The organism is Promicromonospora sp. NPDC023987 (genome assembly GCF_040639055.1).
Lineage (GTDB): Bacteria > Actinomycetota > Actinomycetes > Actinomycetales > Cellulomonadaceae > Promicromonospora.
This window is the reverse complement of sequence record NZ_JBEZZF010000010.1, coordinates 65,235-79,022: the sequence shown is the minus strand read 5'-3', so window position 1 is coordinate 79,022 and position 13,788 is coordinate 65,235. Positions and strand designations below refer to the sequence as shown.

Annotated in this window: 14 protein-coding genes and 1 riboswitch; of the genes, 9 read left to right on the top strand and 5 right to left on the bottom strand. The window is 73.2% G+C overall.

Annotated elements, in window-relative coordinates; translation table 11 throughout:
- Nucleotides 1-13: 13 nt before the first annotated feature.
- Entirely contained in the window at nucleotides 14-1,177 is a 1,164-nt protein-coding gene (locus AB0F40_RS07300; RefSeq protein ID WP_357465460.1) for a VanZ family protein, read from the bottom strand.
- Between the two features lie 205 nt (nucleotides 1,178-1,382).
- Here AB0F40_RS07300 and AB0F40_RS07295 point away from each other — a divergent pair, with 205 nt between their 5' ends.
- Genes AB0F40_RS07295 through AB0F40_RS07280 form a run of 4 tightly spaced genes read left to right on the top strand, consistent with a single transcriptional unit; the run spans nucleotide 1,383 to nucleotide 5,531 of the window.
- Entirely contained in the window at nucleotides 1,383-2,366 is a 984-nt protein-coding gene (locus AB0F40_RS07295; protein ID WP_357465459.1) for a 2-keto-3-deoxygluconate permease, read from the top strand.
- Nucleotides 2,363-3,607: a four-carbon acid sugar kinase family protein gene (locus AB0F40_RS07290; protein WP_357465458.1), complete on the top strand. Its 1,245-nt coding sequence runs from the start codon at nucleotides 2,363-2,365 to the stop codon at nucleotides 3,605-3,607. The genes AB0F40_RS07295 and AB0F40_RS07290 overlap by 4 nt, the downstream gene beginning before the upstream one ends.
- Complete coding sequence (gene pdxA, locus AB0F40_RS07285) at nucleotides 3,604-4,647, top strand: 4-hydroxythreonine-4-phosphate dehydrogenase PdxA (protein ID WP_357465457.1); 1,044 nt, start codon at nucleotides 3,604-3,606, stop codon at nucleotides 4,645-4,647. Before AB0F40_RS07290 ends, pdxA begins: the two co-directional genes overlap by 4 nt.
- Nucleotides 4,605-5,531 (top strand): GntR family transcriptional regulator, encoded by a 927-nt coding sequence (locus AB0F40_RS07280; RefSeq protein WP_357465456.1) that lies wholly within the window; start codon nucleotides 4,605-4,607, stop codon nucleotides 5,529-5,531. The genes pdxA and AB0F40_RS07280 overlap by 43 nt, the downstream gene beginning before the upstream one ends.
- A 21-nt stretch (nucleotides 5,532-5,552) precedes the next feature.
- Here the strand turns inward: AB0F40_RS07280 and AB0F40_RS07275 are convergent, their stop codons facing one another.
- Together AB0F40_RS07275 and AB0F40_RS07270 are read right to left on the bottom strand one after the other, a co-directional pair.
- Nucleotides 5,553-6,413: a DMT family transporter gene (locus AB0F40_RS07275; RefSeq protein WP_357465455.1), complete on the bottom strand. Its 861-nt coding sequence runs from the start codon at nucleotides 6,411-6,413 to the stop codon at nucleotides 5,553-5,555.
- 39 nt (nucleotides 6,414-6,452) lie between these two features.
- Complete coding sequence (locus AB0F40_RS07270; RefSeq protein WP_357465454.1) at nucleotides 6,453-7,349, bottom strand: alpha/beta hydrolase; 897 nt, start codon at nucleotides 7,347-7,349, stop codon at nucleotides 6,453-6,455.
- Nucleotides 7,350-7,504: 155 nt separating this feature from the next.
- On the opposite strand from AB0F40_RS07270, the gene AB0F40_RS07265 reads away from it, so the two are divergent.
- From AB0F40_RS07265 to AB0F40_RS07245, 5 genes are all read left to right on the top strand, one after another.
- On the top strand, nucleotides 7,505-8,278 hold the full coding sequence (locus tag AB0F40_RS07265) for an AraC family transcriptional regulator (RefSeq protein WP_357465453.1): 774 nt from the start codon (nucleotides 7,505-7,507) through the stop codon (nucleotides 8,276-8,278).
- A 153-nt stretch (nucleotides 8,279-8,431) separates the two neighbouring features.
- Nucleotides 8,432-9,463: an iron-siderophore ABC transporter substrate-binding protein gene (locus AB0F40_RS07260; RefSeq protein WP_357465452.1), complete on the top strand. Its 1,032-nt coding sequence runs from the start codon at nucleotides 8,432-8,434 to the stop codon at nucleotides 9,461-9,463.
- Between the two features lie 10 nt (nucleotides 9,464-9,473).
- Nucleotides 9,474-10,517, top strand: coding sequence for an iron ABC transporter permease (locus AB0F40_RS07255; RefSeq protein ID WP_357465451.1), 1,044 nt, complete (start codon nucleotides 9,474-9,476; stop codon nucleotides 10,515-10,517).
- Nucleotides 10,514-11,542, top strand: coding sequence for an iron chelate uptake ABC transporter family permease subunit (locus tag AB0F40_RS07250; protein WP_357465450.1), 1,029 nt, complete (start codon nucleotides 10,514-10,516; stop codon nucleotides 11,540-11,542). Before AB0F40_RS07255 ends, AB0F40_RS07250 begins: the two co-directional genes overlap by 4 nt.
- The gene (locus tag AB0F40_RS07245; RefSeq protein WP_357465449.1) at nucleotides 11,539-12,351 is read left to right on the top strand and encodes an ABC transporter ATP-binding protein; all 813 of its coding nucleotides are present in this window, start codon (nucleotides 11,539-11,541) and stop codon (nucleotides 12,349-12,351) included. Before AB0F40_RS07250 ends, AB0F40_RS07245 begins: the two co-directional genes overlap by 4 nt.
- Here AB0F40_RS07245 and AB0F40_RS07240 read toward each other — a convergent pair.
- Both AB0F40_RS07240 and AB0F40_RS07235 read right to left on the bottom strand, forming a co-directional pair.
- Nucleotides 12,335-12,649 (bottom strand): multidrug efflux SMR transporter, encoded by a 315-nt coding sequence (locus tag AB0F40_RS07240; RefSeq protein WP_357465448.1) that lies wholly within the window; start codon nucleotides 12,647-12,649, stop codon nucleotides 12,335-12,337. The genes AB0F40_RS07245 and AB0F40_RS07240 overlap by 17 nt on opposite strands.
- A 10-nt stretch (nucleotides 12,650-12,659) precedes the next feature.
- A riboswitch (guanidine-III (ykkC-III) riboswitch) is annotated at nucleotides 12,660-12,724 on the bottom strand.
- A gap of 79 nt (nucleotides 12,725-12,803) precedes the next feature.
- The gene (locus AB0F40_RS07235; protein ID WP_357465447.1) at nucleotides 12,804-13,721 is read right to left on the bottom strand and encodes a LysR family transcriptional regulator; all 918 of its coding nucleotides are present in this window, start codon (nucleotides 13,719-13,721) and stop codon (nucleotides 12,804-12,806) included.
- Nucleotides 13,722-13,788 lie beyond the last annotated feature (67 nt).

The following is a 13,788-nucleotide window of genomic DNA, read 5'->3' as shown; positions in this document are numbered from 1 at the left end:
GGCATGACAGATGTCACCGGTGGGTGCTGAGGGCGCCCGCCCCTTCCCGCGCGTCGGCCAGCCGGTACGGAGCCGCCCTTCCCGAGAGCCCGCGCTTCCCCGCGGTGAACGGCACTGCCACGACGAGCACCGCCGCGAACCACGAGGCAAGGTTCGAGGCCGAGGCGAGAGCGCCGACGTCGAACATCGTCGCGGCGTCCGACAGCACCTGGAGCAGCCCCCACAGGGCTCCCCCGGCCAGCCCGCGTCGCAGCCGCGCCGACCACGAGAGCCCGACGCCGCCGTCGGCCACCCGCGAAACGTCCGGCACCACCGCGAGCCACACCGTGCGCTGTCCCAGCGACTCCCCCGTACCCGTGGCGAGCGGGAGGACGAACACGACGACCCACGACAGGACGCTGGCGAACAGCCACAACGGCACGGTGTCGGGCGGGACCTGCCCGGTCCCGAGGTAGCCCACCAGGCCCCAGGCCATGGCGAGCAGGCCGCTGAGCGTCGTGTACGCGACGGCGTCCACCGCCATGCCCAGCCAGCGCCGCCAGACCGTCACCGGCCGCGGCTCACCGCGGGTGGCCGCCAAGGTCTTCGCTCGGGGCATCCACCGCAGCACCCACGGCGCGATGAGCGCACCGAGCACGCCGCCCACCGTGTTGGTGACGAGGTCGTCGACGTCGGCCAGCCGGTAGGAGCAGGGGATCAGGCCGAAGACTCCCGTCGCCTGGACGACCTCGATCAGGAGCGAGGCGCCCAGCGCGGAGGCAGCGGACGCGAGCAGGCCCCAGCCCAGGTAGCGGCGCACCAGGATGCCCCACGGCACGAACAGCACGACGTTGAAGACGCCCTGGAGCACCGAGATGTCCCGGACCACCGCACCGAGCGGCAGTCCAGCGGTGCGCTCGCGGATGTCCGCGAAGATCTGCCCCGGCCGGAGCTGCACCGTCGGGTACCCGTACTCGGCGCACCAGGCGGCGAGGTCGCCGGACGGCAGCGGGAGCAGCGTGTAGGCGACGAGCGCCGTGCCGTAGACCGCGAGCGCCGCCGCACCGAGCAGCCGGGCTGGGCTCGTCGTCCCGTAGCGACGGATCTGGATCACGAGGATCGGTACGAGAAGTGCCAGGAAGAGGCCTGCACCGAGCAGCACACCTATCCGGGCCGGCCATGTCCACACGTCGCTCACGGCGGCAACGCTAAGCGCCGGACGCCTGGTGCGCGCGGGATCGATCGGCAGGTGAACGGACTTGCCCGTGTCCGCGCGGTGGCGTAACTTCGTCCGTACTTTCTTGTCCTAACAATCGCGATGCCGTCGTCGGCCACGCACGAACGAGAGGTTCGCCATGGATGCCGGGCGCTCAACCAGATCGACAGTCCCCCTCTACGACTGGATGAACAAGATCCCGGGCGGGCTCATGCTCATCCCGCTGGTCCTCGGCTCGGTCGTCGGGACCTTCTTCCCGGGCTTCCTCGAGCTGGGCTCGTTCACCACCGCCCTGTTCAAGGACTCGGCGCTGCCCCTGATCGCCGTCCTCATCTTCGCGACCGGCATGCAGATCACGGCCCGGACCTCCGGGCCCGTCCTCGCCACCACCGGGACGCTGCTCCTGACGAAGTCGCTGATCCCCGCGGCGCTCGTCGCCCTGGCCGGCAGCGTCTGGGGCATCGAGGGCTTCCTCGGCGTCTCGGTCCTCGCGCTCATGGCCACCGTGGACAACAGCAACGGCGGCCTGTGGCTGGCCTTCACCGGCAAGTACGGCGACGAGCGGGACCGCGGCGCCTACATGGCCTCGGCCCTGAACGACGGCCCGTTCATCTCGATGGTCTTCCTCGGCGCCTCCGGGCTCGCGGACATCCCCCTGACGGCCTTCCTCGCGGCGATCATCCCGCTGGCGCTCGGCTTCGTCGTCGGCAACCTGGACCCGCGCTGGACCGAGGTCATGCGCCCGGTCCCGAACATCGTGATCCCGTTCTTCGCGTTCGCCCTCGGTACGGGCATCGACCTGCGCGACGTCGTGTCCGGCGGCGCGAGCGGCATCCTCGTCGGCGTCATCGCCGTCGCCCTGACCGCTGCCCTCACCTACGCGGGCTACCGGTTCATCCTGCGCCGGGGCAGCAGGTCCGGCATCGCCATCGCCTCGGCGACGACGGCGGGCAACGCCGTCGCCACGCCCGCGATCATCGGCGCCATCGACCCGGCGTTCGAGCCGTACGTCGCGGTGGCCACGGCTCAGGTCGCCTCGGCGGTCCTGGTCAGCGCGATCCTCGCGCCGCTGCTCGCGACCATCGTCCTCAAGCGCCAGGGTGGCCTCGAGTCGGCGGACGACGGCGAGCCGGCGCCCGCCACGGCCGACGACGGGCACGGCACGGCATGAGCGAGCACACCGTCGCGGTCGTCGCGGACGACCTCACCGGGGCGGGCGACTGCGTGGTGCAGTTCGCCCGAGCCGGCTGGCGGAGCCACCTGGCGCTCGGCTCGGCACTACCCGTCGGCGAGCGGACGGCGGTCGCCGTGGTCACCGACGCGCGCCCCCTCGACGGCGACGCAGCAGCGGCAGCCACCGCCGACGCCGTCCGCGGTCTGGTCGCGGCGGGATCGCAGCGGCTCTACGTCAAGATCGACTCGACGATGCGGGGCAGCGTCGCCGGCCAGGTCACCGGGGCGCTGGCCGCCTGGCGCGAGCGGGTGCCCGGCGCGTTCGCCGTCGTCTGCCCGAGCTATCCGGCACTGCGGCGGACCGTCAGCGCCGGCGTCCTGCTGGTCGACGGCGCCCCCGTCGCCACCACTGCCGCCGGCCACGACCCCGTCACGCCCGTCCACGTGAGCGACCTGACCGCGCTCCTGCCCGGCGCCGTCCGGGTGCCAGCCGACGGCGACGCGCGCACCCTCGCGGTCCGCCTCGCCGAGGCCGGCGAGACCGCGGGCACGGTGGTGATCGACGCCGTCGCCGACGCCGACCTGGAGCACCTCGCCGACGCGATCATCCTGCTCGGCGCCCACGCCGTCCCGGTCGGCTCGGCCGGCCTCGCGGCGGCCCTCGCACCACGCTGGGGCGACGGCGCGGACACCCCGGAGCTCTCGCAGACCGCGGTCGAGCGGGTGCTCGTGGTCCTCAGCTCGCTGAACGAGGTGTCGCTCGGCCAGGCGGACGAGCTCGTGCGCGCCGAGCCGGGCCTCCACGTCCTGGTCCCTGACCCCGCCGTCGGGGCCGACGACGCGGTCGCGACGTGCCTGGCAGGCCTCGGTCCGCAGGCACTGCCCCGGACCGTCCTCGTCCGCACCCCGAAACCCACCGACACCGGCCGGGAGCGCGCGGCCCAGGCAGCGAGCTCGCTGGCCGAGCTGGTCGCGGCGGTCACCGCACGGACCCGTCCGGACGCCATAGTCCTCATCGGCGGGGACGGCAGCCGTGCCGTCCTCGCCCGCCTCGGCGCCCGCAGCGTGCGGGTCGCCGGTTCGGTGGCGGAGGGCGTACCCCTCGGCCGTCTCGAAGGCGGCTCGGCCGACGGCACCGTCGTCGTGACGAAGGCCGGCGGGTTCGGCACCGCACGGACCGTCGTCGACGTCCTCGCGAATCTGAGGTCGTACTGTTCCCACCAGGAGGTAAACCCTTGAGCATCCCCACCCTCGCCATCACCCTCGGCGACGTAGCGGGCATCGGCCCCGAGATCACGGCCAAGGCCCTGCTCGGCCACGACGACCTGCGCACCCGGTGCGTTCCGGTGGTCGTGGGCGACGAGGACGCCATGCGGCGCGCCGTCTCCGCCCTCGGCGCCGACCCCGCTGCGGTCCACGTGATCGGGACGCCTGCCGACGCCACCAACACCCCCGGCGTCATCGAGCTGCTCCAGACGGGCCCCTCGCTCGCGGACGTCCCCGTCGGGGAGCTCAGCGCCGCGGCCGGCGACGGCGCCTACCGGTTCGTAGTCGAGGCCTGCCGCCTGGCGCGCGAGGGCCAGGTCGACGCCATCGTCACCCCGCCGCTGAACAAGGCGGCGATGCATGCCGGCGGGCACAGGTGGCCCGGGCACACCGAGCTGCTCGCGCACGAGTTCGGGGTCGAGAACTTCAGCCTCGTGCTCTCCGCCGGCGACCTGTACTTCTTCCACCTCACCACGCACGTCTCCCTGCGGCAGGCGATCGAGAACATCACCCCGGAGCGCACCCGCAACGTCCTCGACCTGGCGGGCGCGTTCACCGCGGCACTCGGGCGGCCCGACGAGGCGATCGGCCTCGCGGGCCTCAACCCGCACGCCGGCGAGAACCGCCTGTTCGGCGACGAGGACGCCGACATCCTGGCCCCCGCCGTCGAGGCGGCGCGCGGCCGCGGCATCAACGCCCACGGCCCGCTGCCCGCCGACGCCCTCATCCCGGCCGCGGTGCAGGGCAAGTGGAACATGGTCATCGCCTGCTACCACGACCAGGGCCACGCCCCCTTCAAGGCGGTCTACGGCGACGACGGCGTGAACATCACCGTCGGGCTGCCCGTGGTGCGCGTCTCCGTCGACCACGGGACCGCCTTCGACATCGCCGGTCAGGGCATCGCCCGTGAGGCCAGCCTCGTCCTCGCGATCGAGCGGGCCGCCGAGCTCGCCCCCGGCTGGGACCACGTGTGGCAGACGGCGCAGCAGACGTCGCAGAAGAGCGCGAGCTGACCGTGGGGCTCCCGGGACCGGACGGCACGCCGCTCCACCGCAAGCTCAGCAGCGAGCTGCGCGCGCAGATCCTCGGCCGCGCGCTCGCGCCGGGTGCGCACGTGCCGACCGAGGCCGAGCTGCAGGAACGCTACGGGGTCTCCCGTTCGGTGGTCCGCCAGGCCCTGGCAGCGCTGGAGCAGGAAGGTCTCGTGGAGCGACGCCGCGGCCGGGGCACCACCGTCCGCGAGCGCGGCGAGGTCCACCGCCTCGTGCAGCGGGTCCCCGGGCTGTCGACGCAGGTGGAAGACGGCGGGGTGCACGTAGGCACCCGCGTCCTCGAGCTCTGCACGGAGCCGGCGTCCGAGGCCACCAGCGTGCTCGGCTCCGGCCAGGTGCTGCGCATGCGGCGCCTGCGCAGCGCCGGCGGCGAGCCGCTCGCCGCCATCGAGACCTGGCTGCCCGAGGAGTTCTGCGACCTGACGGCGGACGAGCTGACGGACGCCTCGCTGCACGCCACGATCCGGCGCCGGTTCGGCACGCGCATCGTGGCGGGCAAGCGTCAGGTCCGGGCCGTCGGGGCCGACACCGAGACCGCCGAGCTCCTCCAGGTCCCGGTCGGGGCGCCCGTACTCCTGTTGGAGGGCACGAGCACCGACGAGACGGCCCGGCCGGTCGAGGTGTTCCGCACCTGGCACCGGGCCGACCGGGTGGTCTTCGACATCAACGTGATCCGTGAGCCGGACGCCGCCGGCCTGGCCGACACCTTCACGGGGCTGCGGGCCCAGACGGCGCCGGCCGACCCGCCCGGTGGCGGCAGCGCCGGCCTCCGGGCCCGGCTCGACGCCCTCGGACGCGAGATGCTGGACCTGGCGCGGCAGCTCGAACGCGAGGAGGCCCGCTGAGCCGAGCCGCCGGCGTCGGGCTCAGGACGTGGCGATGAGGACCGTGGCGCCGAGTGCGGCAGCGAGCCCGAGCACCTGGGTGCGTCCGAGCCGTTCGCCGAGGAAGAGGAGGCCCACGACGACCGGGACCACCGGGTACAGGGACGAGAGCACGACGGCCACCGTCACGAACTCGGTGCGCAGCGCGAAGAGGTAGGCACCCAGCGCAGCAGCCGCCAGAGCGCCCGCTCCCACGCTCATCGCCAGGACCCCCGCGGGTGTGCCGGTGGCGGGTCGCTCGTTCGCGGGCCCCCGCACGAGCGTCGCCGAGGCGACCAGGACGGTGGCGATCGCCGCGACCCGGCCGCTGAGAACGGGCCACAGCCCCGCCGTGGCCGCCGCCGTCTGCGCCAGGCACAGGTACTGGATGGCGATGCCGCCGCTGGCGGCGAGCCCGTCGACGATCGACGCGCGGGACGGCGGGGCGGAGCTGCCCGGGGCCCGGCTGATCAGCCACAGCGCGGGCAGCGCGATCGCCACCCCGGCCCACGCCGGCCAGGGCAGCCGCTCCCCGAGGACGGTTGCGCCGACCAGCACCGGCAGTGCGACACCGCCGACGGCGCTGAGCGGCACGACGACCGACATCTCCCCGCGGCTCAGCCCCCGGAACAGGAACGCCATGCCGAGCCCGGTGCCGATCCCCGAGGCGGCACCCCAGGCGAGGTCGGCCGTCCCCGGTGGCGCGCCGGGCACGAGGAGGACCGCGAGGGCCGTCACGCACAGGCCGCCGACCTGCCCGACGAGGGCGACCCGCGCCGGTGACAGACGGCGGGCGGCCAGGCCACCGAGCACGTCGGAGACCCCGTAGCTCAGAGCCGACAGCAGCGCGAGAGCGATCCCCACGCTCAGGTCACCCCGAGCTGACGGCTCTGCGCGTCGCTGTCACGCGGCCACCAGACCCCGGGTCTGTTCCGCGATCGCCGGCCAGGCGACGGACGGCAGGTCGTGGCCGATGCCGTCCAGGACCACCAGCTTCGCCCCGCGGATCTCGCGCGCCACCGCACGCGCCGCCGAGGTCCGGATGAGCGGGTCGTCCTCCCCCTGCAGCACGAGGGTCGGCGCCTGGACCTCGCGGAGCCGCGGGCCCCGCCACCTCGCGTGGAGCTGGCGGCCGATCCCGGCCATGTCCCGCGGCCCGCTCTCCAGCCCGCGCTCTATCCGCTCCCGGGCCGCAGCCTCGTCGCACGGGTTCGCCGAGGACGCCATCCCCTTCGCGATGGCCAGGGACGCGGCGATGTCGCCGTCGCGCCCCTCGGGATAACGCTTCGTCACGTTGCGCGCGACCAGGCCGAACCTGAGGTAGCGCAATGCGCGGAGCCCGACGGCGTCGCTCGGCGGGGCGTCGAACGAGACCAGGGCGAGGACGCGGTCCGGATGGCGCAGCGCGACCCGCTGCGCCGCGACGCCGCCGAGGGAGTGCCCGAACACCACCGCACGGTCCCAGCCGACGGCGTCGAGCACGGCAACGGCGTCGTCGGCCAGGTCCTCGGAGGTGTACCTCGGCCGGCCGGGCCCGAGCAGCATGCTCAACGGTCCGCGCCGCACGGTCTCGCTGAACCGGGTGGAGGCGCCGGTGTCGCGCTGGTCGTAGCGGACCACGTCGAACCCCTGGTCCGCGAGCGCCCGGCAGAAACCGTCCGGCCACCAGAACCGCGAGATCGCGAGGCCCATCATGAGCAGGAGCGGAACACCGCCCCGCTCCCCGAAGCGGTCGTAGGCGAGCTCGACGTCGCCGTTGCGCACGTAGGTGGTCGGCGACCAGGTGTCTGTATCGGTCACCCGATCCATTGTCGTGCGGGATCGAGCCACTCGCCCGAGTTCACCTCGGCAGGCGTTGCACGCAGTGGACAAATGTCGACGCACGGCAACACAGCCGGAGTGCATGACCTCTGCCCGAGAGGCGTCAAGCACTCACCCGCCCGCCCGGAGGCCCCGTGAAGGTCGACAGCCGCTCCTTGCCGATGTTCGCCGCCGGCACCGTCGACGTCCCCTGGATCATCCAGGGCATGGACGAGCTCGTCTCCCGCGACACCGTCTGGGAGGCGCACGCCCACCCGACCCACGAGCTGCTGTGGAACCTGCGCGGGGCGTCCAGCGCGACGACCGGCACCCGCACCTGGACGATCACGCCGACGCTCGGGCTCTGGGTGCCTGCCGGGGTTCCCCATTCCGGCCGCGTGCCCGCCGGCACCTGGTACCGGGCCGCCCAGTTCAGCACGCAGGCCGTCTCACCGCTGTCGGCGGGACCGGTGGCCATCGAGATCACTCCGCTCCTCGCTCTCCTGCTCGACCGGCTCGCCGACCGGGCCCTCGGCTCCGCGTCGCGCTCGCTGACCGAGCAGATGGTCCTCGACGTCCTCACCCCGTCACCGCACGAGCTGTTCGTGCAGCAGCCGCGCGGCGACCTGCTCCGGCCGATCGCCGCGGCGCTCAACGCGAACCCCGCCGACCCACGCACCCTCTCGGCCTGGGCGGAGCACCTCGGGGTGAGCCCGCGCACGATCACCCGTGCGTTCCGTGCCGAGACCGGGCTGAGCTTCGCTCGCTGGCAAGCGGTCGTCCGGGCCCAGCAGGCCGTGCTGCTCCTCGCTCAGGGGGTCGGCGTGGAGCACACCGCCGAGCGCGTGGGCTACCGCTCGGCGAGCGCCTTCGGCGTCGCCTTCCGCCGCACGACGGGCCGGACGCCCGGCCAGTTCCGACCCGCCTGACGCGCCAGACACTGTCCGGATCGCTACATGTGCCGTCCCTATCGCTCGATTGCGCCACAGGACCGGCAATTCGTAAGATGTTAGGTAAACCTCGCCTAACTCGTGGACCACGAGCGCGCCGAGATCCCTGAGCTTGAGAGAGAGTCACCGCACATGCCCCGACGTCGCCTTCTTGCCCTGGCCATGGCCGGATCCGTGGCCATCGGCCTGTCCGCCTGCGGAACCAGCGCCCCAGCGGCCACCGACGAGCAGAGCACCGGCGCATCGTCCGGCGACTACCCGATCGCCATCGAGCACGCGCTCGGCACGACGATCATCGAGGAGCAGCCCGAGCGCGTCGCCACGGTGAACTGGGCCAACCACGAGGTCCCGCTCGCACTCGGGATCGTGCCGGTCGGCATGGCCGCCGCCAACTTCGGGGACGACGACGGCGACGGCCTGCTCCCCTGGGTCGAGGAGGAGCTCGACGAGCTCGGCGCCGAGGCGCCGGTGCTCTTCGACGAGACCGACGGCATCGACTTCGAGGCGGTCGCCGACACCCGGCCCGACGTCATCCTCGCGGCCTACTCCGGCCTCACGCAGGAGGACTACGACACCCTCAGCGAGATCGCGCCCGTCGTCGCCTACCCGGAGGCTGCGTGGTCGACGTCGTGGCGCGACGTCATCCGGCTCAACAGCCAGGGCCTCGGCCTGGCCGACGAGGGCGAGGAGCTGGTCGCGACCATCGACCAGCAGATCGCCGACACGGTCGGCGAGCACCCCGAGCTCGACGGCAAGTCGGCGATGTTCGTCACCCACGTCGACACCGCCGACCTGAGCACCGTGAACTTCTACACGGCCAACGACACGCGCGCCGCGTTCTTCGACGACCTCGGGCTGGCGACGCCGAGCGCCGTCGAGGAGGCCTCCGCCGGTGGTGAGTTCTCCGGCAGCGTGAGTGCCGAGCAGGTGGACCTGTTCGACGACGTCGACGTGATCGTCACCTATGGCGACCAGGGGCTCGTCGACACCCTCGAGGGTGACCCGCTGCTGTCCCAGATGCCGGCAGTGGCCAACGGCGCCGTCGTCTTCCTGGACGGCGAGGGCCCGTTGGGCACCGCCGCGAACCCCACGCCCCTGGCGATGCCGTGGGTGCTCGAGGACTACGCGTCGCTGCTCGCCGACGCCGCGGCGAAGGCAAAGTGACCGCGGCACAGTGACCACCGTTCTGGCCGGCAGAGCGCCGGGCGTCGCCGTCGTGCGACGCCCGGCGCGGGTCCGGCTCCTGTGGCTGCTCGCCGTCGCCGGGGCTCTGCTCCTGCTGGTGGCCGCGTCGCTGGCCATCGGCTCGCGCGACGTGTCCTGGGCCGACATCATGGCGGCGCTCGGCGGTTCGGCCGACGGTCTCGACCGGGCAGCCGTGACCAAGCGCATCCCGCGCACGGTGCTCGCCCTGCTCGTCGGCGCCGCCCTCGGGCTGTCCGGCGCCGTCATGCAGGGCGTGACGCGCAACCCGCTCGCCGACCCGGGCATCCTCGGGGTGAACATGGGCGCCTCGCTCGCCGTGGTCGTCGGCATCGCGTGGTTCGGCATGTGGACGGCCACGAGCTTCCTCTGGACGGCGGTCCTCGGCGCGGGCGTCACCGCGACGTTCGTCTACGTCATCGGCTCGCTCGGGCGCGGTGGCGCGACGCCGCTCAAGCTGGCTCTGGCGGGCGCCGCCACCTCGGCCGCGTTCGCGTCGTTCATCAGCGCCGTCGTGCTGCCGCGCGGCGACATCGCCGGCAACGTGCGGTCCTGGCAGATCGGCGGTGTCGGGGGCGCCGGCTTCGACAGCATCGTCCAGGCGGCGCCGTTCCTGGCCGTCGGGACCGGCATCTGCCTGATCGCCGCCCGCACCCTCAACGCGCTGGCCCTCGGTGACGAGCTCGCCACCGGCCTCGGCGAGCACGTGGCGCTCGGCCGCGGGCTCGCCTCGCTCGGCGCCGTCCTCCTGTGCGGGGCGGCCACGGCCGTGGCCGGGCCGATCGGCTTCGTCGGGCTGGTCGTGCCCCACCTGTGCCGCATGCTCGTGGGCGTCGACCACCGCTGGCTCCTGCCGTTCTCGGCGCTCACCGGGGCCGGGCTGCTCACCGCCGCCGACGTGCTCGGCCGTATCGTGGCCCGCCCGGACGAGCTCGAGGTCGGCATCATCACCGCGCTCGTCGGTGCCCCGTTCTTCATCGCCATCGTCCGCCGCCAGAAGGTACGGGAGCTATGACCGCCGTCGAGGTGGTGACGCGGAGCCGCATCCGCAGAGGTCGGCGGCGGCACCTGGTGATCGCCCTGCTGGTGGTGCTCGTCGGCGCCACCTTCGCGGTGACCCTCATGGTGGGCAGGACCGTCTACCCGCCCGCCGACGTCGTCCGCGTGATCCTCGGCGAGGACGTACCCGGCGCCTCGTTCACGGTGGGCCGGCTGCGGCTGCCCCGGGCCGTGCTCGGCGCGCTGGCCGGCCTCTGCTTCGGGTTGGGCGGGGTCACCTTCCAGACGATGCTGCGCAACCCGCTCGCGAGCCCCGACATCATCGGCATCAGCTCCGGTGCGAGCGCCGCCGCCGCGTTCGCGATCGTCGTGCTGGGCCTGGGCGGCGCGCAGGTCTCGGTGGTCGCCGTCGTCGCGGGGCTCGGCGTGGCCCTCGTGATCTACCTCCTGTCGTACCGCGACGGCGTGGCGGGCACCCGGCTCATCCTGATCGGCATCGGCATCGCCGCGATGCTGGACGGCGTCACCGCCTACGTGCTCAGTAAGGCCCCCCAATGGGAGCTGCAGGAGGCGATGCGCTGGATCACCGGCAGCCTCAACGGCTCCGCGTGGGCCGACGTCGTGCCGCTGCTGGCAGCGCTCGTCGTCCTCGGTCCGGCGCTGCTCGGCCAGGCCCGGAATCTGGCGGGCCTCCAGCTCGGCGACGACGCCGCGTCGGCTCTCGGGGTGCGCGTTGAGCGCACCCGGATCCTGCTCATCGTCGCCGCCGTCGGGCTGATCGCGTTCGCCACCGCCGCCACCGGTCCCATCGCGTTCGTCGCGTTCCTCGCCGGTCCGATCGCCGCCCGGGTCACCGGGCCGCACGGCTCGCCCCTGGTGCCCGCCGCGCTGGTGGGGGCACTCCTCGTGCTGGTCGCCGACCTGGTCGGGCAGTTCGCGTTCGGCACGCGCTATCCCGTGGGCGTCGTCACCGGGGCGCTCGGCGCGCCGTACCTGATCTACCTCATCATCCGCACCAACCGCACGGGAGGCTCGCTGTGACCGCAGCCCATACGCTCCAGGCCACCGGCCTCACTCTCGGGTACAAGGACCGCACGGTCATCTCCGGTTTCGACCTCACCGTGCCGCCCGGGCGGATCACCGCGATCGTCGGCGCCAACGCGTGCGGCAAGTCGACGCTGCTGCGTGCGATGTCCCGCCTGCTCGCGCCACGCGAGGGGCAGGTGCTGCTCGACGGCAGGCAGGTGCACCGGACACCCGCGAAGGAGCTGGCGCGCACGCTCGGCCTGCTACCGCAGTCGCCGATCGCACCCGAGGGGATCACCGTCGCCGACCTGGTCGGCCGGGGCCGCAACCCGCACCAGGGGATGCTCTCGCGCTGGAGCGTCCAGGACGACGAGGCCGTCGCGGCGGCCCTGGAGACCACGCAGACCCTCGACCTCAGCGACCGACCGGTCGACGAGCTCTCCGGCGGCCAGCGCCAGCGCGTGTGGATCGCCATGGTGCTGGCCCAGCAGACCGACCTCCTGCTCCTCGACGAGCCGACGACGTTCCTCGACGTCAGCCACCAGGTCGAGGTGCTCGACCTGCTGACGGACCTCAACCACACCCGCGGCACCACCATCGTCATGGTGCTGCACGACCTCAACCTCGCCGCGCGCTACGCCGACCACCTGGTGGCGCTCACCGACGGGCGCGTGCACGCCGCCGGCCCGCCCGGCGACGTGCTCACCACCGACACCGTCCGGGCGGTGTTCGGGCTGGAGAGCCAGGTCATCACGGATCCGACGTCGGGCAGGCCGCTCATGCTGCCGATGGGCCGGCACCACGCGGTCAGTGCGTCAGCTTGAGCCCGATGACGCAGCCGATGAGGCCGGCGATCAGCAGGACCCGGACCACGGAGACCGGCTCGGCGCCGGTGGCCATGGCCCAGACGACGGTGGTCGCCGCCCCGATGCCCACCCAGACGGCATAGGCGGTCCCCACCGGTAGGTCACGCAGCGCGTAGGCGAGCCCGCCCATGCTCGCGACGAGGGCGACGCCGAACACGACGCTCGGCCCGGCGTTGTGGAACCCTTCGGAACGGCTGAGGGCGGTGGCCCAGACGGCCTCGAGGAGGCCGGAGACGACAAGAACGATCCAGGACATGGTTGCTCCTTAGTTGCCGTCTTGTCGCGCACCGGGTACGGCAACCCTCGTCCGGGGAACCCTTCGGATCCTGCCCCGATTTTTGCACACGCCCGACCCGTGCGGCAGACCACGGTGCGGTGGTGCCGGTCACCCAGCGAGCCGGCAACCAGGCTCACGGGGCACGGGTCGCGGCCACCTGCTCGGCACGCTGCCTGAGCGCCGTCAGCCCGTCGGCGATCACGTCCTGGCCGGCGCTCCCCCGGCGCACACACGTGAGGATGCGGCGGGAGGGCGGTGGGGTCTCGTTCAGCGGCAGCCGGACGAGACCGGGGTAGGCGTCGATGGAGACGAGGCGGGGCACCAGGCACACACCGAGACCGTGCCGGACGAGCGCCAGCACTGCCTGCCAGTCGTCGGCGTGGTGCACGGTGAGCGGGGCGAAGCCTGCGGCCGTGCACAACGCGTGGATGAGCCGGCCCTGGTCGTGATGCGGCGAGATCCAGGTCTCGCGCTCGGCCCCCGACAGGTCGGTCGTCTCGCGCGCGGCGAGCGGGTGGTCCGCCGGGACGACCAGGTCCAGCACGTCGTCGAGCAGGTGCTCCTGGTCGAACCGGGCGTCATCGATCGGCGGGCTGTCGGACAACGGAGTCACCACGGCGATGTCGAAGCCGTCCGCGAGAAGCTGCTGATAGCTGCCCCGGGTGTCCGTCTCGGTGACGGTGGTCCGGGTCGGCCGGTCGGCACGCTGCAGGATCCCTGCGACGGGCGCCAGGAGCGGTGCGATGCTCGTGGCGAAGCCGGCGAGCCGCAGCGTGCGGTGCGACGGCGCACCATGCTGCGCCAGCTCGGCACGTGCCGTCTCCCACTGGGCGCACAGGATGTCCGCGTGGCCGAGCAGCACCCGCCCTGCCGGGGTGAGACGCAAGCGGCGGCCGTCCGGTTCGAGAAGTGCCGCTCCGGCCTGGCGGGACAGCTGCCTGAGCTGTTGCGAGACGGCGGACGGCGACAGGTTCAGCGCCTGGGCTGCCGCCGTCACGGTGCCCTGATCCTCGAGCACCCGGAACGTCCGGAGGAGGCCGAGATCAACCATGTAGCCATACAACACGATTCCGTGTCGAAAGTTGCGATGGACGTGCACGGTACGGCCCGCGAAAACT

What these genes read in the sequence shown, in the direction of transcription:
- AB0F40_RS07295 (WP_357465459.1), top strand. Translation starts at nt 1,383, where the DNA reads ATGAACAAGATCCCGGGCGGGCTCATGCTCATCCCGCTGGTCCTCGGC.
- AB0F40_RS07260 (WP_357465452.1), top strand. Translation starts at nt 8,432, where the DNA reads ATGCCCCGACGTCGCCTTCTTGCCCTGGCCATGGCCGGATCCGTGGCC.
- AB0F40_RS07290 (WP_357465458.1), top strand. Translation starts at nt 2,363, where the DNA reads ATGAGCGAGCACACCGTCGCGGTCGTCGCGGACGACCTCACCGGGGCG.
- AB0F40_RS07240 (WP_357465448.1), bottom strand. Translation starts at nt 12,649, where the DNA reads ATGTCCTGGATCGTTCTTGTCGTCTCCGGCCTCCTCGAGGCCGTCTGG.
- AB0F40_RS07250 (WP_357465450.1), top strand. Translation starts at nt 10,514, where the DNA reads ATGACCGCCGTCGAGGTGGTGACGCGGAGCCGCATCCGCAGAGGTCGG.
- AB0F40_RS07235 (WP_357465447.1), bottom strand. Translation starts at nt 13,721, where the DNA reads ATGGTTGATCTCGGCCTCCTCCGGACGTTCCGGGTGCTCGAGGATCAG.